The sequence below is a fragment of the Ruegeria sp. BB10 genome (assembly GCF_056535725.1).
The window spans coordinates 2982221-3002744 of sequence record NZ_JBQFIW010000001.1; the positions used below are offsets into that span (position 1 = coordinate 2982221).

General features: G+C 59.9%; 24 protein-coding genes. 11 read left to right on the forward strand and 13 right to left on the reverse strand.

The genetic code is table 11. The annotated features are described in order from the left end of the window. Positions 1 to 14: 14 nt before the first annotated feature. The 6 genes from ACR3EP_RS15315 to ACR3EP_RS15340 form a co-directional block, all read right to left on the reverse strand. On the reverse strand, positions 15 to 1109 hold the full coding sequence (locus ACR3EP_RS15315) for a flagellar basal body P-ring protein FlgI (protein ID WP_170379305.1): 1095 nt from the start codon (positions 1107 to 1109) through the stop codon (positions 15 to 17). After that, a complete protein-coding gene (locus tag ACR3EP_RS15320) occupies positions 1106 to 2116 on the reverse strand; it encodes a flagellin (RefSeq protein WP_480638568.1) in 1011 nt (336 codons plus the stop codon). The genes ACR3EP_RS15315 and ACR3EP_RS15320 overlap by 4 nt, the downstream gene beginning before the upstream one ends. Beyond that, on the reverse strand, positions 2116 to 3567 hold the full coding sequence (flgK, locus tag ACR3EP_RS15325; RefSeq protein WP_480638569.1) for a flagellar hook-associated protein FlgK: 1452 nt from the start codon (positions 3565 to 3567) through the stop codon (positions 2116 to 2118). Before flgK ends, ACR3EP_RS15320 begins: the two co-directional genes overlap by 1 nt. 33 nt (positions 3568 to 3600) lie before the next feature. Further along, complete coding sequence (locus ACR3EP_RS15330) at positions 3601 to 4896, reverse strand: flagellar hook protein FlgE (RefSeq protein WP_480638570.1); 1296 nt, start codon at positions 4894 to 4896, stop codon at positions 3601 to 3603. A 97-nt stretch (positions 4897 to 4993) separates the two neighbouring features. Continuing rightward, on the reverse strand, positions 4994 to 5830 hold the full coding sequence (locus tag ACR3EP_RS15335; protein ID WP_480638571.1) for a flagellar motor protein MotB: 837 nt from the start codon (positions 5828 to 5830) through the stop codon (positions 4994 to 4996). Between the two features lie 86 nt (positions 5831 to 5916). Then, complete coding sequence (locus ACR3EP_RS15340) at positions 5917 to 7236, reverse strand: FliI/YscN family ATPase (RefSeq protein WP_480639035.1); 1320 nt, start codon at positions 7234 to 7236, stop codon at positions 5917 to 5919. Between the two features lie 105 nt (positions 7237 to 7341). On the opposite strand from ACR3EP_RS15340, the gene ACR3EP_RS15345 reads away from it, so the two are divergent. Genes ACR3EP_RS15345 through ACR3EP_RS15385 form a run of 9 tightly spaced genes read left to right on the forward strand, consistent with a single transcriptional unit; the run spans position 7342 to position 11899 of the window. Beyond that, positions 7342 to 7728, forward strand: a complete 387-nt coding sequence (locus ACR3EP_RS15345) for a FlgB family protein (RefSeq protein WP_170413349.1) — start codon at positions 7342 to 7344, stop codon at positions 7726 to 7728. 12 nt (positions 7729 to 7740) lie between these two features. Beyond that, the gene (flgC, locus tag ACR3EP_RS15350) at positions 7741 to 8127 is read left to right on the forward strand and encodes a flagellar basal body rod protein FlgC (protein WP_170379299.1); all 387 of its coding nucleotides are present in this window, start codon (positions 7741 to 7743) and stop codon (positions 8125 to 8127) included. A gap of 11 nt (positions 8128 to 8138) precedes the next feature. Then, the gene (fliE, locus tag ACR3EP_RS15355) at positions 8139 to 8429 is read left to right on the forward strand and encodes a flagellar hook-basal body complex protein FliE (protein ID WP_480638572.1); all 291 of its coding nucleotides are present in this window, start codon (positions 8139 to 8141) and stop codon (positions 8427 to 8429) included. 4 nt (positions 8430 to 8433) lie between these two features. Then, complete coding sequence (locus tag ACR3EP_RS15360; protein WP_058282142.1) at positions 8434 to 8706, forward strand: flagellar biosynthetic protein FliQ; 273 nt, start codon at positions 8434 to 8436, stop codon at positions 8704 to 8706. Beyond that, positions 8706 to 9416 (forward strand): flagellar hook-basal body complex protein, encoded by a 711-nt coding sequence (locus tag ACR3EP_RS15365; protein ID WP_170361880.1) that lies wholly within the window; start codon positions 8706 to 8708, stop codon positions 9414 to 9416. Before ACR3EP_RS15360 ends, ACR3EP_RS15365 begins: the two co-directional genes overlap by 1 nt. Positions 9417 to 9438: 22 nt before the next feature. After that, positions 9439 to 10224: a flagellar basal-body rod protein FlgG gene (flgG, locus tag ACR3EP_RS15370; RefSeq protein WP_480638573.1), complete on the forward strand. Its 786-nt coding sequence runs from the start codon at positions 9439 to 9441 to the stop codon at positions 10222 to 10224. After that, a complete protein-coding gene (gene flgA, locus ACR3EP_RS15375) occupies positions 10224 to 10640 on the forward strand; it encodes a flagellar basal body P-ring formation chaperone FlgA (RefSeq protein ID WP_170351887.1) in 417 nt (138 codons plus the stop codon). The genes flgG and flgA overlap by 1 nt, the downstream gene beginning before the upstream one ends. Further along, positions 10640 to 11371 (forward strand): flagellar basal body L-ring protein FlgH, encoded by a 732-nt coding sequence (gene flgH, locus ACR3EP_RS15380; protein ID WP_480639036.1) that lies wholly within the window; start codon positions 10640 to 10642, stop codon positions 11369 to 11371. Before flgA ends, flgH begins: the two co-directional genes overlap by 1 nt. Before the next feature lie 12 nt (positions 11372 to 11383). Then, complete coding sequence (locus tag ACR3EP_RS15385; protein ID WP_170399462.1) at positions 11384 to 11899, forward strand: flagellar basal body-associated protein FliL; 516 nt, start codon at positions 11384 to 11386, stop codon at positions 11897 to 11899. A 22-nt stretch (positions 11900 to 11921) separates the two neighbouring features. Here the strand turns inward: ACR3EP_RS15385 and ACR3EP_RS15390 are convergent, their stop codons facing one another. The 7 genes from ACR3EP_RS15390 to ACR3EP_RS15420 form a co-directional block, all read right to left on the reverse strand. After that, on the reverse strand, positions 11922 to 12308 hold the full coding sequence (locus tag ACR3EP_RS15390) for a hypothetical protein (protein ID WP_480638574.1): 387 nt from the start codon (positions 12306 to 12308) through the stop codon (positions 11922 to 11924). Further along, positions 12305 to 13393 (reverse strand): flagellar type III secretion system protein FlhB, encoded by a 1089-nt coding sequence (flhB, locus tag ACR3EP_RS15395; RefSeq protein ID WP_480638575.1) that lies wholly within the window; start codon positions 13391 to 13393, stop codon positions 12305 to 12307. Before flhB ends, ACR3EP_RS15390 begins: the two co-directional genes overlap by 4 nt. Next, complete coding sequence (locus ACR3EP_RS15400; RefSeq protein WP_480638576.1) at positions 13390 to 14163, reverse strand: flagellar biosynthetic protein FliR; 774 nt, start codon at positions 14161 to 14163, stop codon at positions 13390 to 13392. Before ACR3EP_RS15400 ends, flhB begins: the two co-directional genes overlap by 4 nt. Continuing rightward, entirely contained in the window at positions 14160 to 16247 is a 2088-nt protein-coding gene (gene flhA / locus ACR3EP_RS15405; protein WP_480638577.1) for a flagellar biosynthesis protein FlhA, read from the reverse strand. The genes ACR3EP_RS15400 and flhA overlap by 4 nt, the downstream gene beginning before the upstream one ends. Positions 16248 to 16256: 9 nt before the next feature. After that, on the reverse strand, positions 16257 to 16952 hold the full coding sequence (locus tag ACR3EP_RS15410; protein WP_480638578.1) for a lytic transglycosylase domain-containing protein: 696 nt from the start codon (positions 16950 to 16952) through the stop codon (positions 16257 to 16259). A gap of 73 nt (positions 16953 to 17025) precedes the next feature. Further along, entirely contained in the window at positions 17026 to 17454 is a 429-nt protein-coding gene (locus ACR3EP_RS15415; protein WP_170379279.1) for an Lrp/AsnC family transcriptional regulator, read from the reverse strand. A gap of 36 nt (positions 17455 to 17490) precedes the next feature. Then, the gene (locus ACR3EP_RS15420) at positions 17491 to 18723 is read right to left on the reverse strand and encodes an MFS transporter (RefSeq protein WP_480638579.1); all 1233 of its coding nucleotides are present in this window, start codon (positions 18721 to 18723) and stop codon (positions 17491 to 17493) included. Positions 18724 to 18920: 197 nt separating this feature from the next. On the opposite strand from ACR3EP_RS15420, the gene ACR3EP_RS15425 reads away from it, so the two are divergent. Further along, entirely contained in the window at positions 18921 to 19535 is a 615-nt protein-coding gene (locus ACR3EP_RS15425) for a ribonuclease D (protein WP_170552350.1), read from the forward strand. Further along, on the forward strand, positions 19532 to 20494 hold the full coding sequence (locus ACR3EP_RS15430) for a KpsF/GutQ family sugar-phosphate isomerase (RefSeq protein ID WP_170361891.1): 963 nt from the start codon (positions 19532 to 19534) through the stop codon (positions 20492 to 20494). Before ACR3EP_RS15425 ends, ACR3EP_RS15430 begins: the two co-directional genes overlap by 4 nt. The last annotated feature ends 30 nt before the right edge of the window (positions 20495 to 20524 follow it).

Consider the following 20524-nt stretch of genomic DNA (forward strand, 5'->3'; position numbering starts at 1 on the left):
TCGGTTCTGTTTGCTTATCGAACTACGAATTCAGCGTGCAATGCCCCGGCGGCCTTGATCGTTTTCAGTATGTCGATCATGTCGCGGGGCGACACGCCCAGCGCATTCAGCCCGGCCACAACCTCGGACAGGGTAGTTGCCTCGGGGATTTCGGCCAACCCGGTGCCCTCTTCTTCTTCGATACCGGCGAAAGTGCGGGGGACCACAACCGTTTCGCCGCGGGCAAAAGGGTTGGGCTGAACTGCGATGGGGGATTCCTCGACTGTCAGGGTTAGATTGCCTTGTGATACCGCGACCCGTGAAATCCGAACCTCTTGCCCCATGACGATGGTGCCCGAGCGCTGATCGACCACGACGCGCGCCTTGGTTTCCGGTTCGACCAGAATGTTTTCGATCCGACCCAGTGCATGCGCGGTTGAAACCGACTGGGTTGCCGCAATGTTGAGTTCCACCGTGCCGGAATCCCGCATAATCGCCACTGCGCGGTTGAATTCTGTGTTGATCGCAATCTCAATCCGGCTGGCGGTGGTGAAGTCCGGCTCGCGCAGGGCAAGGCGCATTTGCGTCAAGGTCGACAGGTCAAAATCGATCTCACGCTCGACCCGTGCGCCCGAGGGGATTACGCCGGAGGTCGGCACTCCCTGAACAACCGAAGCAGCCTCACCCTCAGCCACGGCGCCACCGGCCAGAACCGTGCCTTGCGCCACAGCATAGATTTGCCCATCGGCCGCGTTGAGCGGTGTCATGATCAGGGTGCCACCCAACAGGCTTTTGGAATCACCAATGGCCGACACCGTCACGTCGATCTGCCCGCCGACCCGCGCGAAAGGCGGCAGGCTGGCGGTCACCAACACAGCCGCCACGTTTTTAGGGCGAAAATCTTCGCCATTCACGTTGACGCCCAGCCGTTCCAGGATGTTCGACATAATCTCTTCGGTAAAGGGTGAATTGCGCAGCCCGTCGCCAGTTCCGTTCAGCCCGACGACCAGGCCATAGCCGACCAGATCATTGCCCCGCACCCCGTCAAAATCCACAAGGTCCTTCAGGCGGATCGTGCCAGCGGATGCTATCCCGGGCAGCAACATCAGTAGGAAAACAAAAAGCTTCATCTTAGGAAATTCACCAGCGACAGGTTTGCATTGCGAACGGTGACGGAATACAGGCTCTCTAACTGGAACTGGACGGTCTGCAACTGTGAAGCGGTTTCATAGGGATCCGCAGCGATCAACTTGTTCCTGCTGAATTCAAGGCTGGTCTGCGCGGCGCTGTTGCGCGTGGCCGCCTGTTCGATCCGAGCCTCTGCTGAACCGACCTGAGCGCGCAAGTTCACCACATCGTTCTGGGTGTTGGCCAGATCGACGCCCAACTGTGTAAACAGGGCAGTGCGCTGATCACGCGGCAAGTTCAGAGCATTGTCAGAGACCAACGCCGCAACGGCAATATCTCGTATCGCATCCTTGATCGCGGGGTCGGTGGCTGTGATCGGGATCGTGATGCTTTCATTCTCGGATATCTGCATCGGTGCCAACGCATTGCCCGAGCCCTGGTAGATCACCGCGTCAAACCCGGCGGGGTCGTTGAACCAGTCTTCTGCCGCCTGTCTGATATCCGCTGTTGTGACGTATCCGCTCAGCTCCGTTTCAAGTGCGTTCAACAACGTGTCGGTTGACGGCAGGGGGGAGACATCAGTGGCCGCGCCGGAATACAGGCTGCGTCCACCAGCGCGGGTGTTCAGCGCTGATATGATCGTATCCAACTCGTTCCGGGCCTGAACCGATGCATTTTCATGGCTGACCGCCTGGTTTGACGTGCCGAAGGACAAAAGGGAGGAGGTCAACTCGGTCACGGACTCGTTAATCGTGGTCAAGCTCAGCTGCATGGCATCCGTGAACAGCCCAGCCTCAGCCGTCGATATCTGATAGGCGTCTAGACGCGATAGGCTGCGGTCCAGATCCAGCAGATGGGAATAGTCACCATCCAGACGTCCCGACACATCCTGAACCTTGCCGGTCGACATCTCATAAGACAGGGTTTCGATTTCGTTTCTGAGTTCGGTCGAGCGGGTCCGCAATGTCATGCCCCGCGCCAGATCGCCAATAGACGTCAAATTCATCATCAGAGCCTCAACAAGGTTTGCATCAATTCATCCACTACCGAGATGACCCGCGCGTTCGCGGCATAGGCCTGCTCGATCTCCATCAGGTTCTGCAATTCCTGGTCAGTATCCACGCCCTGCTCCGCCTCGATTCTGGCCATTTCCAGCTGCGCGCTGTTGGCAAAGGTCAGGCGCTGGCTGGCGGTATGAGCGTCCGATCCGGTTCTGGACATCAGCGACTCGGTCAGGTCCGAGGCGCGCATGTCCCCGGTGCCAAAGGGCGACCCCGCGACGGGCCGGGCATCGCTGAGAATGGCGCCAAAGGCTTGCAATTGCGTGGCATCGCCCGGATCGCCGGGGGCCACCGCACCAAGCCCGTCGCGCAAGCGCCAGCTGTCACCCCCAGTGTCGGGATCAACAATCGTGTTCAAGCTGATGCGCGAGGCCAGCCCCTCAGGCGCAGTGGCATCGAAGCGGTTGCCGGCATCCGTGAACAGACCGGGATCGGTAGGCAATGCGGTGGGGTCCAGACCGGGTGTTTCGAACCGTTCGATCATATCCCGCGCGACCGAGTCGAGGTGAGCCTGTGCCTCAACCGCCAGCTCATCGCGGATTTCAAACTGCGCCATCAGCGCGCCGCCGCGTATCTGGGCGTTGTCTCCGCCGGTGCGCACCGGGTTTCCGTTCATCTCCAACCCCGACAGCAGCCCATTGCCCACCGTCATGTGGGGTTTGGTGTCGCCCGTGGTGGTAAAGGAAAATTCGGCAGCCGTGCCTTCCAGCAGGATCAGGCCACCGTCTGAGTACAGCGACACCTGATCGTTCGCACGCGGAACCGCGTTCACCGGCACCAGCTCATTCACCTGATCTATCAACACCTGCCGCTGGTCCAGCAGGGCACCAATATCGCCACCCGCATGTTTGACCGACGGAATTTTGGCGTTCAGCTTCACGATATCCTTGAGGGTCTGGTTCAGGCTCTCTACCTGCTTTCCAATGGAGCGATCTGCGTCCGAGCGCAGCTGCCGAACGCCTTCGGACGCCGAATTGAGCGCGCTGGCCAGATCATGGCCCGCGCGGGCCACCTGATCCAGTCGCTCAGAAGAATCTGGCAGGCTGGCAGCGGTGATCAGGCTGCTGTCGAACTCGGCCAACCGATTGGCAAGCGATGTGGGATCGTCAACCGTGCCAACGGCGCCCTCAACACTGGTTTGAAAGCTGGAAACTGCAAATTGGTAGGCCAGTTCCGCATCGGTGGTGCGACGGTTGGCGGTTAGAACCGGGTCCTGATTGCGAATAACGCCTACGGTGCGCACCCCGGTGCCCGAAATCACGTTTGTCGTCAGTTCCAGCGACCTGCGGGCATAGCCGGGCGTCCGCGCGTTGGCGATATTGTCCGACACGACCGAGGTGCCGCGGCTCGAGGCCGTCAGGCCGCTGACGGCGTTGTTGAATGCTGTCGACAAATTCATCAGACAGGCCCCCTTTCCGGGTCAAAACCCAAATCAGCGTTTGATGTTGGTGGTTTCTTGCAGCATCTCATCAACGGTCTGAATCACCGTAGCAGCCGAGGAATAGGCGCGTTGGGTCTGAATCAGCGAAGTCAGCTCGGTCGCGATATCTGTGGTCGATTCCTCGCGCGCGAAAGACACAAGTTCACCTGTTGGACCTTCCCCCGCGTTCCAGAGAAAATATGTGCCGCTTTCCCGTGATGGCGCATAAGTCTGGCTGTCCAGCGCGGTCAGGCCATTGGGGTTGGGCACATCCGCCAGCGGAATCTGGAACATGCGGCGGCTGACACCGGTGTCATAGAACGCATAGACATAGCCGTTTTCATCAACTTGAACGCTGGTCATCGTGCCCACGGCTGACCCGTCGCGTGTGATCGAAACGGGCGCAAAGGTATCGGACAGTTGCGTGATGCCGTCCGCATCGCCGATCTGGCCGATATTGATCTCCATCGGGCCACCCGCGACGTTGACCACAAGGCTGCCGGTTGCCGGGTCATAGGCCCCGCCCGATACGGTGGCGACGCTGGCCAGTGTGCCGCCAGCCGTGCGGCTGTCGGTGAACGTCAGCGTGTATTCCCCAATCACCGCCCCGCCCGAGGCTGAGTCGCGCAGCACCATGGTCCATTCATTGCTGCTGCCGGCCCCGGGGACGGTTGGCACAAGTTCGATATCCACGCTTTCGGATTTGCCCAGGTTGTCGAAATATTCAACCGAAAGGGGTTGTGTGTCGCTCGGCGACCCGGCTTCGGTGGCCGTTGCGGGCAAGTTCATACGCAGATTCATCTGTGTGGTCGGCGCGCCGGACAGTTGATTGACGCTGAGCTGCACGGGCTCGAGCGCTGCCGGGGTGTCCCGCGGCACCGCGGGAATTGAACCGTCCGGGTTGGCGCGCCAGCCCAGCAGGACCAAGCCGGATTCGGTGACCAGATACCCTTCCTCATTGGTGCGGAAAGAACCGGTCGTGGTCAGTTGCATCTCATTCGAGCCACCCGCGATTTGCGAGCTTGGGCGAACCGGCAGCATGCCTCGGCCGCGTACTGCCAGATCGGTTGAGTTGTTGGTCGTCACCAGTGACCCACGCTGGTCGATCAGACGCTGGCTGGTGGTTCTGACCCCACCCGCCGAGTAGCTGCCGCCCTGACCCGAGGTGACCATCGAATGAAAATCCGTCTCGACCCGCTTGTAGCCGAAGGTCGACGAGTTGGCGATGTTGTCTGAAATAGTAGCCAGCCGGTTGGCGTTGGCCTTCAAAGAAGCCACACCGGCATTCAGCGAGGAGGAAATCGTCATTGGCACGCCCTTCTGTTGCGTCAATCGTTGAGGCAACAGCTAACGCACTGCCCCTTAACAGCGCGCTAACAGTTAAAATGCGGCCTATCCTGTGCGTTCAGGTGTCGCGCAGAAAGATGATTTCGATCCGGTTATTGCGCACGGCCATCGGGTTTTCATCGCTCAATTCCCGGTCGGCATGACCGGTCACGCGATCCAGCCGAGAACCCGCAAAACCCTTATCCTCAAGCAGTTGGCGTACCACCTGCGCGCGCGAGGTCGATACATCCCAGGACGGGTCCTGCGCCAGAACCACGGGCGAGGCGCTGACGTGACCCTCGACCGAGACAGCATTTGTCACTAGATCCGAAGATCGCGTCACCAGCAGGGCCAGCGCCCGCATCATTGGGGTCGGTTCATCCGTTCCGGATTCGAACAGCGGCTGATCTTCGGTATCAAACAGCTCGACCACCAGACCTTCGTCAGTGACGCGCGTGACGATGTGCTTCAGCACCTTGTCCGACACCATGCTTTCCCCGGTATGTCCCAGAAGTTGCGCTTCGAGTGTCGAGAAGTCCTCGGATATTTCCTTGCCGCCATCGGGATTCACGCCGATCGACCCCCGCGCTTGCCGCGCAATCGTCGGGTGCCGCTTGGTCGCGCCCGAGCCATCCATTACCATGGTCACTTCGGAAAACATGTTGTTCCCGCCAAAAGCCCCATCGCCCCCGCCCGAAACCGGGTTTACCGGAATTGTTGGCGAGAAATAATCCGCCAGCCCTTTGCGTTGTTTCTCAGTCGTTGCATTCAGCAGCCACATCAACATGAAGAACGCCATCATGGCCGTGACAAAGTCGGCATATGCGACTTTCCACGCGCCGCCGTGGTGACCATCGCCACCTGACACACGTTTCTTCTTGATGATGATTGGCGCCGCATTGGATTGCGCACCCATCTCCACCACCTTTTTTATCACCCAACTAAAGGGGTAGCCGGGCAGGTCTTAAGGTGGCCTTAACACTTAAAACTGTCCTGATTTCGCTAGCGCGGCAAGTTGGCGTTGGCCCGCCGCAGGATCAGTTGCAGGCGGTTGAAGCTGTTTTTGATTCCATCCGGTTCAGATTTGCTAAAGAACGCGTCCAGTTCCTCATGCACGCGCACGGCCTGATCCAGCAGCGGGTCCGCGCCTTCGGCATAAAGCCCGGCCTTGATCATGACTTCGGATTGTTCATAGCTGCCGACCAGTTTGCGGGTTTCCGAGATCAATTGGTTTTCCTCTGCGGTCGCCGCCCCCGGCAGGCTGCGCGATACCGAACTGCTGAGGTTAATGGCCGGAAACCGCCCGCGCTCGGCAATGTCGCGGCTCAGCACGATATGCCCGTCCAGAACCCCGCGCAGGATGTCGGCCACTGGTTCATCCATATCCGATCCCGCGACCAGAACACTGAACACGGCGGTGATATCACCTTGGTCCGCCGCTCCGGGACCCGCGCGTTCACACAACCCGGCAATCAGCGGCGTGACCGAAGGTGGGAAGCCCCGCAACGAAGGCGCTTCGCCCATGGCAACGGCGATTTCGCGGTGCGCCTCAGCAAATCGCGTCACCGAATCGGCCAGAAACAATACGTTCAGCCCCTGATCGCGCAGATACTCGGCCACCGACATTGCCGACCAGGCGCAACGCCTGCGGGCAAGTGCCGATTGATCGGACGTGGCCGCGACAACGACCGAGCGTTTCATCCCCTCTGCCCCCAACGCATGTTCGACAAACTCGTTTACCTCCCGCCCGCGTTCGCCCACCAATGCCACGACAACGGCATCCGCCTGCATTGATTTCGCGAGCGTTGCCAGCAAGGTGGATTTTCCGACGCCCGATCCGGCGAACAGACCGATGCGCTGACCCTGGACCACGGGCAGCATCGTGTTGAGCATCGCTAAACCGGTCTCCATCCGTGCGCCCAGCGGTTTACGTGCCGCAGCGGGGGGCGGGGCACGCATGATGTCCTGCTCATATGCGCCCGAAAGCAGAGGTTTCCCGTCCAGCGGTTTGCCAAAGGGATCGACCAGGCGCCCCAGCCAGTGCATGCCGGGTGCGAAAGCGGGTGTCTGGTCCAGAATCACCCGGTCACCCAGGCACACCCCATCCGGCGCGGCGGTTGGCATCATGTGAATACCGTCGGCCTCGACATGCAGCACTTCGCCCGGCAGATCCGGGCCATTACGACGCCGCAATGTCAGGTGGTCACCGATTCGCGCCTGCCCTTCAAGGCCTTGTATTTCAATGACTCCACGGGCAACGCCCGCAACGCGACCCATATGGCGCACGGCAGACAGGCGGTCGAATTCACACTTCAGAAGCATCGGGTCGAGATCGGACATCGTGGGTTCTCCAACGGGTTTCTGCAAACGCTTTCTAAAGGAATCGGGGTTAAGCCTTGATTGAAATTGATCGAGGGAGAAGCCCCGATGTTCTATGACCTGAACGTCTTTAAAGCAGCGTACGCAATGGCAACCCATGCCGGACAACGGCAGGCAGTGATTGCGCACAACATGGCCAATGCAGATACGCCCGGCTATCAGCCCCGCGATATCGAGGGTTTTCAGAAAGCATTCGAAAAATCAGACCGTCAGGTTTCGATGACCGCCACCCGCGCGGGTCATCTGAACGGCGCCACCGCCCCACAGCCCTGGGCCGAGTTTGAGGTTGCGCCCTCGGGCGATCCAAACGGCAATGGAGTGTCTGTCGAGGAAGAGATGTTCAAAGCGGTCGAGGTCAAGCGTCAGCACGACCGCGCGCTGACCATTTACAAATCCTCGATGAACATCCTGCGCAGCAGCCTTGGCCGGTCATAAGGAGTGTAAGACATGAGCGATTTTTCCCATTCCCTAGCCGCCTCAACCAATGCTCTGCGTGCGCAATCAGCCCGCCTGCGGCATGTGTCCGAGAATATCTCGAACGCCGATACGCCAGGTTATCGCCGCAAAACCGTGCCGTTTGAGACGGTGCAAAAGAACGGACAAGAGGTGGTGCAGGCCGGGCGCGTCAAACTGGATCGCCGCGAGGGTTCGCGCATTTATGACCCCGGTCACCCGATGGCGGATGAAACCGGCCATTACCGTGGCTCGAATGTCGATCTGATGATCGAAATCGCAGACGCACGTGAGGCGCAGCGCAGCTATGAGGCCAATCTCAAGATGTTCGACCAGTCACGCCAGATGTCGTCGAGCTTGATGGAACTTCTCAGAAAATAAAGGACACCAGAATGGATATCCGATCCCTGACCGCGGCACAAAACTATGCTATCGCTCGCCCGGCCACGCAGGCCGATCCTGATCACGCCGGATTGGCGCAAGGGCTGCGCAGTACGTTTCAGGACTTTACAGCGACGCTGAAGCATTCCGAGCAAATGTCGCAGGCCGCCATGACCGGCCAGGCCGATCCCCACGCTCTGGTACACGCACTGGCACAGACCGAGCTGGCCGTGGAAACGGCGGTCATTGTCCGCAACAAGGTGGTCGAGGCGTATCAGGAAATCCTGCGGATGCCGGTCTGATCGGATGCTCAGCGAAGGTCTCTTCTATGACATTGTGCGCCAGGCGCTGTGGGTCGCGGTCATTACCTCGGTTCCTATCCTCGCGGTGGCGCTGGTGTCGGGCCTGATCGTGGGTCTGTTTCAGGCGCTGACCTCGGTACAGGAAATGACACTGACCTTCGTGCCCAAGCTGATCGCCATCGTCATCGTGTTCTGGATCTCGATGGGGTTCATGACCCAGACGCTGGTGACGTTTTTCACCACAACCCTCATCCCATTGATCGCCGGAGGTCGCTGATGGATACCGCCTATACCACTTTGTCCCGTCAATCGGGCCTGATGAATGAAATGCGGCTGGTGGCGAATAATATCGCCAATGCCAACACCACCGGATATCGCGCGCAGGGTCTGGTGTTTTCCGAGTTTGTCCGCGACTTGCCGGGCAACCCGTCCCTGTCCATGGCACGGGCCGAGGCGCGCAACACCTCATTGCAGCAGGGCCTGCTGACCGAAACCGGCGGCCAGTTTGATTTTGCCATCGAAGGTGATGGGTTTTTCATGGTCGAAACGCCATCCGGCAACAGGCTGACCCGGGCCGGAGCGTTCTCACCCAGTGCCGAGGGTGATTTGGTCACGATGGACGGCCACCGGGTGCTGGACAGCAACGGCGCACCTGTTTTCATCCCGCCGGATGCTGCGTCGATTGACGTTGGCAGCGATGGCACACTGAGTATCGAGGGGCAATTGCTGGGGCAGATCGGCGTCTATCGTGTGGCCGATCCCAAAACGCTGGTGCGTGAAGGCAGCACGCAGTTCCGCGCCGAGGGCGAAATTGACCCGGTCGAAAACCCAGTGGTGCTGCAGCGTTTTCTCGAAGGGTCCAACGTCAATGCGGTCGAGCAGGTGACCCGGCTGGTCGAAATCCAGCGCGCCTATGAGCTGGGCCAAAGCTTTCTGGAAACCGAAGACGAACGTCTGCGCGGCGCGCTCAAGGCGCTGATGCGTTGATTTGTGAAAAGGAGATTTTGACATGCGAGCATTGAAAATCGCGGCTACGGGCATGACCGCGCAGCAGATGCGGGTCGAGACGATCTCGAACAACCTGGCGAACACGAACACCACCGGCTACAACGCCCGCCGGGCTGAGTTCGCGGATTTGCACTATCAACAAATGGCGCGGGCCGGGGCGGTGAACGCCAATGACGGCACCGTTCTGCCCACCGGTATTCAACTGGGTCTGGGTGTGCGTCCAGCGGCTGTCACGGTGCAACTGGCGCAAGGCGGATTGTCGGCCACCGGGAGCGATCTGGACGTGGCCATCGAAGGGCGTGGTTATCTTGAAGTAACGCTGGCCAATGGTCAGTCGGGCTATACCCGCGATGGCAGCCTGAAACGGTCCGCAGAGGGGCTGATCGTCTCATCAGACGGGTTTGCCGTCGCGCCCGAGATCACCATTCCTGACGATGCCCGGTCGATCTCGATCAACGCTGTGGGCGAAGTTTATGCCTATTTCGACGACACGGCAGACGGGCAACTGCTGGGTGAGCTGACGCTGGCCAGTTTCTCGAACGCCAAGGGGCTTGAGGCGATTGGCAGCAATCTGTTCAAGGAAACCGAAGCCTCAGGCGCACCCGTGGTCGGCACACCGGGTGAGGATGGTCTGGGCACGCTGCGGCAAGGCTATCTTGAGGACAGCTCGGTCGATGCGGTGCGCGAAGTGACCGAACTGATCGAGGCGCAACGGGGATATGAGATGAATGCCAAGGTCATTTCCGCCGTCGACCAGATGATGGGCGCAACCACACAGGTGCGGTGATGCGGTTTCTGGTTTTGATGTTGGCCCTTTTGGTGCCGGCCTCGGTACAGGCCGATATCGTCGTGCCGACCCGCACTATTCGCGCCAAGGAAATCATCTCGGCGACTGATCTGGAGCTTAAGGCCCAGCAGGTGCCCGGCGCGATAACCACGCCTGAGTTTCTGATCGGGCAAGAGGCCCGCGTCGCGCTTTATCCCGGACGCCCGATCCGTGAAGGCGATGTGGGTCCACCGGCCCTGGTGGATCGCAACGATCTGGTTGTCCTGATCTTTGACCGCACACCGCTGTCGATCACAGCAGAAGGCCGCGCGCTGGGTCGTGGGGCCGCCGGGGATCGTATCCGGGTCATGAACCTGTCCTCCCGTACCACTGTGACGGGCCTTATCCGGCCCGACGGCCAAATCGAGGTAAAATGATGTCGCAACTTTCGAAATCTCTGTTGTTTGCCATTCTGGCGGTGTCAGCCTGCGGGCGCTTGGATCATCTGGGCAAACCGCCAAGCTTCACTCCGAACGAGGATTCCCCCGAACATGTCGCGATGTTGTGGCCGGGCCTGCCTTTGCACACCCAGCCGCAGCGCAATGTCGACCGGTCCTCACTATGGAGCGGTGGGCAACAATCGCTGTTGGGCGGTCAGCGGGCGATCAAAAAGGGAGATATCCTTACGGTCGTGATTGAGCTGGACGAAAAGGCCGAGTTTTCGAACGACACGGAACGCTCGCGATCTGCTTCGGAAAGCCTTGGCATCGTCGGCCTGTTTGGCCTGCCACAGCGCGCGGCGGATCATCTGCCGGAAGGGGCATCGCTGGCGGACGCGGTCGAGATCGATTCCGCCTCAGAAAGCACGGGCGAAGGATCGGTTAAGCGTAAGGAAAAGCTGACGCTGCGTGTGGCCGCGACCGTGATCGACGTGCTGCCAAACGGGGTGCTGTCGATTTCGGGCTCGCAGGAACTGCGCGTCAATTTCGAACTGCGCGAGCTTTTGGTGACGGGCTACGTGCGACCACAGGATATCTCGCGCAAAAACGAGATCACCTATGACAAGATCGCCTCGGCCCGCGTGTCTTATGGCGGGCGCGGACAGATCACTGACGTGCAGCAGCCGCGTTATGGCCAGCAGATCCTGGATGCTGTGCTGCCGTATTAAGGAGCGGATGTGATGAAGAAACTTCTACCCGTCGTATTCTTGCTGATCGGTCTGGGGGCCGGTATCGGTGCCGGAGTTGTGTTTGCGCCCTCCGGTGAACCGAAAGAGGCCGCAAAACAGGAAAAACCCAAGGCCAAGGCGGAAAAAACCAAAGAGAAATCCGCCAAGAAAAAGGACATTGCTGGGAAAAAGGACACGCAAAGCGACTATGAATACCTCAAACTGACCAAGCAGTTTGTGGTGCCAGTCGTCGATGCGGACCGGATCGCGGCGTTGGTCACCATGTCGCTGAGCCTTGAAATCACTCCTGGCATGACCGAAGCTTTCTACGCGCTTGAACCCAAACTGCGCGACGGGTTTTTGCAGGTCATGTTTGATCACGCCAATACCGGTGGTTTTGACGGCGCATTCACTGAATCGGACAATATGAGCGTTCTGCGCAAAGCGTTGCTGGAGACAGCGCGCAAGGATTTGGGCGATGATGTGTTTCAGGTCTTGATCATGAGCGTCAACCGACAGGACGTTTGATTCTGACGGGGTTATACGCTGTTTAGTAGGGTGACGATTTCCGGTGCTGGGCGCGTTTGTGCGCCTTTTTTTGGGCGTCTGACAGGTTGGTGACGGCTTGTTTGCGGCCAAAGGCCGTGCGCAGCGCGTCCATCGCCGACAGTTTTTGCGCCCGAATCCGCGCCAGTTCCATATTCAGCTGGCGGCGCGTGGCCGACTCCCAACTGTTCCACAACACATCGGTGCCAGTGACTCGGTACCCCTCGGCCGCGGTGCTGTCTTGGCGTGATTGCCGGACCTGCGCGTCCAGCCGCGCCAATTGGTGTTGCACGCGTGCTTCAACCTCTAGTAGGGGGCGCAGGGCGTTGTATTCTTTTTGAAACACGGCCTCTGTAACGTTTTTTAGGTCTGATAGGGCGGCTTGTTTCATCTGACCTGTCCCTTGGCCTTTTTGCGCATCGCCTCTGCAAATCGGATGGCAGCAGCGACGGGGCGATAATGTTCTTCCGCTATTTCCTGTCCGATCTCGACGGCGGCATGCAGGGCGCGGGCCGTGGGCGGGTCGGAATGAATGGGAACACCAGTCTCAGCTGCCCGGGCTCGGATCGCTGCGGCCACCTCGTCCACGCCCTTGGCCACGCAAACCGGCGCTGACCCCGCCGTCCGGGCCCATTTCAAGGCCACCGCGTAATGGGTCGGGTTGACGATCACCACATCCGCCGAGGGTACGTCGGACATCATCTGGTTCGTGGCGATGTCCTGCGCGCGCTGGCGGCGTTGTTGTTTGACATGCGGGTCGCCCTCGGCATCCTTGGTTTCGTCCTGAATTTCCTTGCGCGACATCCGGTTCTTGCGAATATGCTCGGTATGTTGCCAAAGATAGTCGATCACCCCGATGGCAAGCGCCACGGTGATGACGATGAACAGGAAGCGAAACAGAAAATTCATCATCAGCATGACCGATGACCGCGCCGGAGCGGCGCTGGCGGACAGAATCTCGTTTAGGTTGGAGCGCAGAAACAGCGCCAGACAGGTGCCGTAGATCACCAGTTTCACAAAGCTCTTGGCGAATTCGAACAGGCCGCCGCGCCCGAATTTGTTCTTTGCATTCGAGATGATCGAGATGCGGGACAGTTTGGGTTTCAGCTTGCTGGGCGCAAAGATCAGCGCACGCTGGGCGATCAGGCTGAGCAGAACAGCGGCGGCGGGCACAGCAAACAGAACCGTGACGGACAACAGCGCCGTTTTGACCTTCCCACCGACCGGGCTTGCGGCGGACCCGTCGGTCAGCAAGGGAGCGATAGTGTCGGCCTGATCAATCAGAACGACAAACAAGCTTCCCATATGTTGCACGCCAAATTGCCCGGCCGCGAACAGGGCAATGAGGAACCCGGCATAAGCGGCAACCACGGACAGGTCGTTAGACTTGGCAACCTCACCCTTTTCGCGCGCTTTCTGGAGCTTCTGCGGCGTCGGCTCGTAGGACTTTTCGCTGTCGTCTTCGGACCCGCTCATCTTGGGTCCTCAAGCGGGTTCAGCATGAAGGCAAAAAAGGCATCAGACCAGACAGACAAGATCAGGGGCGTGCCCGCGAACAATAGGAACAGGCCTGCAAAAGTAATGGCCGGAGCGCCAACAAACGCCACCATCAGCTGCGGCATCGCGCGGTTGATGACGCCAAGCGCAAGGTTATAGATCAGCGAGGCGATCACGAAGGGTATAGCCAGCGCAAACGCCAACGCAAAACTGCGCGCAATTTGCTGCACCCCCCATTGCGACAGGTCCGGGGCTAGTATTGGGGTGCCCATTGGAAACAGCGTATAGCTGTGGATCAGAAACTGAGCGACGCGGATGTGCAGGCCGAGCAAAACCGCCAGTGTCAGGCCAGCCAGTGTCAGAAGATATCCCATCGCGGGTACGGGATCTGCAGCAGCTGGACCCAGAATCTGCGACAGCGATGTTGCCTGCGCCGCAATCGATCCTGCCGTTTGCAGGGCCAGCACGAACAGTCGCAGCGACATACCCAAGGCCATCCCGATCAGCACTTCGGTCAGAACCAATCCTGCCATTGGCAACAGGCCGGGTGGGGCAACAGGCGCCGCAATCGCTGGTGTCACAATAAGGGTAAAGGCAGCCGCGATGCCGAATTTGACGCGGGTCGGAATGCTGCGCTCGCCAAAGGCGGGCAGCAGCGACACCATGGCCGAGACACGCAGGAAGACGGCAAAGAGGTGCCACAAACCCTCACCCAGCTGGGGCAAAAGCTCGGGCGGTAGCGCGATCACGCGGGCACCGTTCCAACCAGCGAAGGCCGCGCCTCGAGCCTGATTTCCTCGAACGACAGCACCGGGTTGGTAATGCCGCGCGCGTGCATGATGGTGCGCAGCAAACGGCGACGGCGGGTCGAGGTGACCAACGCCGGAAACAGCCCGTGATCGGCGGATTGCGCGACACTGTCGACCACGCCATCGGCCAGCTTGTTGAACAGGTTCGGCGGCAGCGCCACGTCGAGACCCGCTGCAGGCGCGTCGATCTGGTAGGTGGTGAAGGTATCCTCCCACTCCGGGGCCAGTTGGATCAGCGGGATCGATCCGTCTTCGCGTTTCATCTCGGCCACCAGTTGGAAACCCAATCGCTGCCGGACCAGTTCGCAGATGCCTTCGGGCTGAGTGGTGGTCAGCCGCGCCTCAGCCACGCTTTCCAGAATCAGCGCCATGTTGCGGATCGAGACCCGTTCGTCCAGCAGCAGACGCAGCACCGCATGTAGCGTGTCGATCGGTACCTTGTCGGGGATCAACTCGTCCAGAAGCTTGCGGTTGGCCTCGGCCCGAACCGGATCGCTGAGCCGTGTCATCTCGGATAATAGGCGGCGCAGGGATTTCAGCGTCAGCAGGCGTGAGAAGTTCTGTTTGATGATCTCAAGCAGATGAGTAGCCAGAATCTCGGGCGGGGAAACGATGGTGGCCCCACTAAGCGCGGCGGCCTCTTGATCCTTGGGCAGAATCCAGCGGGCGGGGGCGCCATAGACGGGCTCGGTCACGTCATTACCCTCGGGCAGCATGTCGCGGTCATCCTGTACCAGCGCCAGAACCAGATCAGGGTTCAACACGCCGCGCGCCTGTTCGACGCCCTGGACCTTGACCACATAGGTGCCCATGGGCAGATCGGCGCGGTCGGTCAGGCGGATATCAGGCAGGATCAGGCCAAAGCTTGAGGCCACATAGGTCCGCATATTAGCGATGCGCGCGTCCAGCCCGGTGCCGGGGTTTAGGACCATGCTGACCAGATCGGGGGCAAACTCCAGATGCACATCGTCCAGGTCCAAAATATCGCCAATTGCTTGCGAGACCGGTGTGTCTTCCTGCAGTGTTGGGGCCAGCGCCTCTTCCGCTTCGGTCTTTTGCTTGCGATGGACGTTATAGGCCGCATAGCCCAGTACACCCGCCCCCAGGATGAATGGCAAAAAGGGCAGGCCGGGCACCAGCGCAAACAGCACCATCAACATGGCAACTGTTGCCAGGGCCGCTGGATGCCGGCCCAGCTGCGAGAAGATTGCGTTGTCGGTCGCCCCCTGCGTACCGCCGCGGGCCAGCAGCAAGGCCGACGCGATCGATATGATCACCGCCGGGATTTGCGACACCAGCCCGTCACCAACGGTCAGGATGGCGTAGGTCTCGAACGCGGATGAGATTGGCATCCCATGGACGATCACACCCATGATCAATCCCATCACCAGGTTGAGCAACGTGATCAGCAGCCCGGCTATTGCATCGCCTTTGACAAATTTCGACGCCCCATCGAGAGAGCCGAAAAACGTCGTCTCTTGCTGCTCACGCTCGCGGCGTTCTTTAGCCTGTTGGTGGTCGATGGCCCCGGCGGACATGTCGCTGTCGATGGCGAGCTGTTTTCCCGGCATGCCGTCCAAGGCGAACCGCGCTCCGACCTCGGCCATGCGGGCGGCGCCCTTGGTGATGACCATGAAATTCACGATCAGCAGCACCCCGAACACCACCAGCCCCAAAAAAATACTGCCGCCCATGACGAAATCGGCAAAACCTTCGATCACGTCCCCAGCGGCATTGGGTCCCGTGTGCCCCTCTCCGATGATAAGCTTGGTTGAGGATACGTTCAGCGACAGCCGCAGCATCAGCGAGGCCAAAAGGATTGTTGGGAAAGACGAGAAATCCAGCGGCCGTTCGATAAACAGCGTCAGCGTAAAGATCAGGATCGCCAGCGCGAACGAGGCTGCCAGGCCCACATCCAGCACCCAGGCGGGCATCGGCAGGATCATCATCACTATGACCGTCATCAGCGCCAGCGCCAGCAGCACGGTCGGAGAAAACAGGGAACGGGCGTCGATCTTGGGCACGCATGCCTCCTAGTTGAACGAGATAAAGGCGGTGGCAGTGCCCGAAGGCGGAACCAGCGACCCCAGTGCGCCGCCACCCGGTTGCGGTAGGTTGACCGGGATCAGAGGGGTTGCGGCGGTGGTAAACGGGTCGCGCGCGGCCCGTTCCGGGGCAGTGGGCAAGGATTGATCCAGTTGTGCCAGTACGGTCTGAAACCGGCCCGAGTAAGCATTGGCCAGCGACGGTGTGCGGGAATGATAGGCCCCAACGGCTGCGGGCCACGATCCAAGCTCGGCATACAGTTCATTCAGAAACCGGGCGGCGTAGGTGGCGTTTTCATCCGGGTCGAACATGGCGTCGATGGACCGGAATGCCTTGCCGTGCCAACGGTAATTGATCTGGAAACAGCCGATGTCAAAGCTGCGCTTGCCTGCTTTGAAAATGTCGAAAACGTAAGATTTTGCCTCAAACTCGGACGTGAACCAGTATCCTTGCCCTTCGACATTGATGGTCCAGGGCCAAGGTTCCAACTGCCCGTCCCGCAACCGCCCGGTTTCCACCCGCGCAATCGTGCGTAAGACATCCAGCGGTACACCCTGGGATTGGGCAGCGCGGCGCGCGGCTGCATCGCAAATGCCCGCCCCGCGGGCATCGGGCATGGCAAAGACCTGTTGCGCCGCACACAACGCAAGCAAACTCAGGCCAAAGATCAAACGATGGGGCATTCTGCCGGTCCGGGATTCTGATCAGTCCCGGCCAAGCTAGTCCTGCTAGGGTTTACAGAGGGTTATCAGCCGTTCAGATTCGATCAATCCGGCGGCCGAAGACAACGCTGGTATTGGTGCGCAGCACGCCGGGGATCTTGGCCAGATCATCAACCAGAATATCCAAATCCTCGATCCGCGGGGCCTCGGCCGATAGCAGGAGGTCGAACTCGCCATTTATCGACAGGCAGAGCTTGACCTCGGGGTAAGCCTCAAGCCGATTGATGATACGCTTGGTTTCCTTTTGCTGCACTTCCAGCAGCACGACCACCTGTACGCGCGGGGCGTCTTCGGGGCTGTTCAGAACCACCGAATAGCCTGCGATCACGCCACGCTCTTCCATGCGGCTGATGCGTTCATGCACGGTGGTTCGGGCCACGCCCAGCTTCGCGGCGATCTTGGTGGTCGATTCGCGAGCGTTGTGCTGCAGGGCGGCGATGATGCGACGGTCTAGCTGATCCATGATGCACCAAGGTGTAATGCACCGGGGCAGGGGGGCTCAAGACATGTCAGCATGTTCTTTTGAAACGGCTTTCCGGTCCGAACGCGGCCAGATCACAAGGGCCACCATAACCCCGGGGGCCGCGATCAGGGTCATCCAACCCAACGTTGCCGCCGTGCTGGTTGTGGTCATGATCCAGCCGGTCAGTGGATATAGCACCAGCCAGCAGGCGTGCGACAGGGTGAACTGGGCGGCAAACACGGCTGGTCGGTCTTCGGATCGGGTCGAGCGGGTCAGCAACCGGCCTGAAGGCGTCAGCGTGGCGGAATAGCCAAACCCGATGCAGGCCCAGAGTATTGCGAGACCGATCAGAGAGATCGGCATAGCCGCGAACAGGATGGCAGAGAGACCAATTGCCAGGATTCCGAAAATGGCCCCGCTCAGCACAACGGTGCGGTCCATGAACCGATCTAACAGTTTGGACAGGGCAAATGCGGCCAGCATCGAACCGCCGCCGAACCCGGCCAACGCTATGGCCACAGCGCTTTCCGACAGGCCCAAGTCGGACCGCACAATTACAACCGTATTGACGATAATCATCGCGCTGAGGGTCGCTGCTGTCCAAGTCAGGGCAAGTAATCCGCGCAGTCGGGGTGTATGCAGGTACAGACGAATGCCGCGTGTCGTACGGTCATAAATTCCGCGGCGTTTTGTCGGTTTGGGTGAGGGCAGGGCAACCGACACCACCAACAGTGCCGAGGCGATGAACCCCAGGCCCGTACCCCAGAACAGGCTGTCGAAACTGACGAACAGCAAAAGCGCTGCGGCCAGAGCAGGGCTGAGCAGGCTTTCAAGATCATAGGCAAGCCGCGACAAGGAGAGCGCCTTGGTATAGTCCTGCTCATCGGTCAGCACGTCGGGGATGGTGGCCTGAAACGCCGGGGTGAACCCGGCGGATGCGGATTGCAGAACAAAGATCAGCACGTAAACCTGCCAGATCTCGGTCACGAAAGGCAGGCAGACGGCAACTGCCGCACGCACCAGATCCAACGTCACTAGCATCCGGCGGCGGTCGAGCCGCTCTGCGAAGGCTGCGGCAAGTGGGGCGACGACCACATAAGCCACCATCTTGATCGTCAGCGCGGTGCCCAACACCAGACTGGCCGCGCCACCTGCCAGATCATAAGCCAGTAGCCCCAACGCAATTGTCGCCAAACCGGTGCCCGTCAACGCAACGACCTGAGCCCCCAACAGATGGCGATAGGTGCGGATTCGCAGGACACTCAGCATCGGCGGTTCGGACCTTTTTTCAATTGGCGTCGCGTCAGGGCCTGCTTAATGCCAGGCGCAGAGCGGCCTTATCCATTTTCCTGTCAAAGCAGTTGGGGTCAAGAAATCCGCGCATGTTTGTCGCATTCTATTGATGGCGTTGAGTTTACGGGCCAAACCTCCTATCTCGGGGGCGATATCGCATAAAGGAAGACCCCGTGGCGAACCATCTTTATAAAAACGACCTGCCGGACGGGTTGGACCTGGGCCCTGTGGTGGCCATTGATTGCGAAACCATGGGGCTGAACCCGCATCGCGACCGCCTGTGCGTGATCCAGATGTCGGGCGGCGACGGCAACAGCCATATCGTGCAGGTTGAAAAGGGCCAGACGCAGGCACCAAACCTGTGCGCCATGTTGGAAAACCCCGACGTGTTAAAGCTATTCCATTTTGGACGGTTTGACATTGCCGCGATGTACCACACCTTTGGCGCACTGGCCGCGCCGGTCTATTGCACCAAGATCGCCAGCCGTCTGGTGCGCACCTATACCGACCGTCATGGCCTGAAGAACCTGTGTCAGGAGCTGATTGGTGTCGATATTTCGAAGCAGCAGCAGATGAGCGACTGGGGGGCCGAAACCCTGACCGACGCTCAGTTGGAATATGCGGCCTCGGACGTTCTGTACTTGCATCAGCTACGCGATGCGCTGGACGGGCGTTTGGCCCGCGAAGGCCGTGCCGAGATGGCACAGGCGTGTTTTGACTTCTTGCCGACGCGTGCGAAACTTGACCTCGCAGGCTGGCCCGAAACGGATATCTTTGCACACTCATGACTGATAACGAGTCCTTTCTGAGAACCGCCAAACAGGTCGTCACCGACGAGGCCCGCGCGCTGGACGTGCTGGCCGACAGTCTGGACGAGCACTTTGCCGAAGCCGTGCAGATGATCCTGCAGGCTCCGGGTCGCATCATCATCAGCGGCATCGGCAAATCCGGCCATATCGGTCACAAGATTGCGGCCACCCTGGCCAGCACCGGCACGCCTGCCTATTTCGTGCATCCGGCCGAGGCCAGCCATGGGGATCTGGGCATGGTCTCCAAAGGTGATGTTGTTGTGGCGATTTCCAATTCGGGCGAGGCACCGGAACTGGTAAACCTGCTGGCCTTTACCCGCCGCTTTGGCATTCCGCTGATCGGCCTGTCCAGCAAGCCGGAAAGCACGTTGATGAAGCAGGCCGATGTGCATCTGCTGATCCCGTCGCTGGGTGAGGCTTGCGGGTTCGGCATGGTGCCCTCGATCTCGACCACGCTGACATTGGCGATGGGCGATGCGTTGGCCATTGCGCTGATGAAATACCGCGACTTCCAGCCCGAGGATTTCCGCGCCTTCCACCCCGGCGGCAAACTGGGGGCGCAGCTGTCCACTGTGCGCGATCTGATGCATGCCGACCTGCCCGTGGTGCCTGTTGGCACCCCGATGAGCGAAGCCTTGCTGGTCATGAGCCAGAAAAGCTTTGGTGTCGTCGGCGTGACCGACGAGGCGGGCCGCCTGATGGGCATCGTCACGGATGGTGACTTGCGCCGGAACATGGAAGGGTTGCTGAACAGAACCACCGAAGAGGTGATGACCCGCAACCCGATGACCATCGCACCAAACGCTATGGCGGAAGAGGCGGTTGCGATCATGAACGATCGCAAGATCACCTCGCTGTTTGTAGTTGATCCCGAAGGACAGGGGCAGGCCGAGGGGCTGCTGCACATCCACGACTGCTTGCGCGTCGGTCTGGGCTAGGTAGGGGCTGAGCGGTGGACGGACATTCAC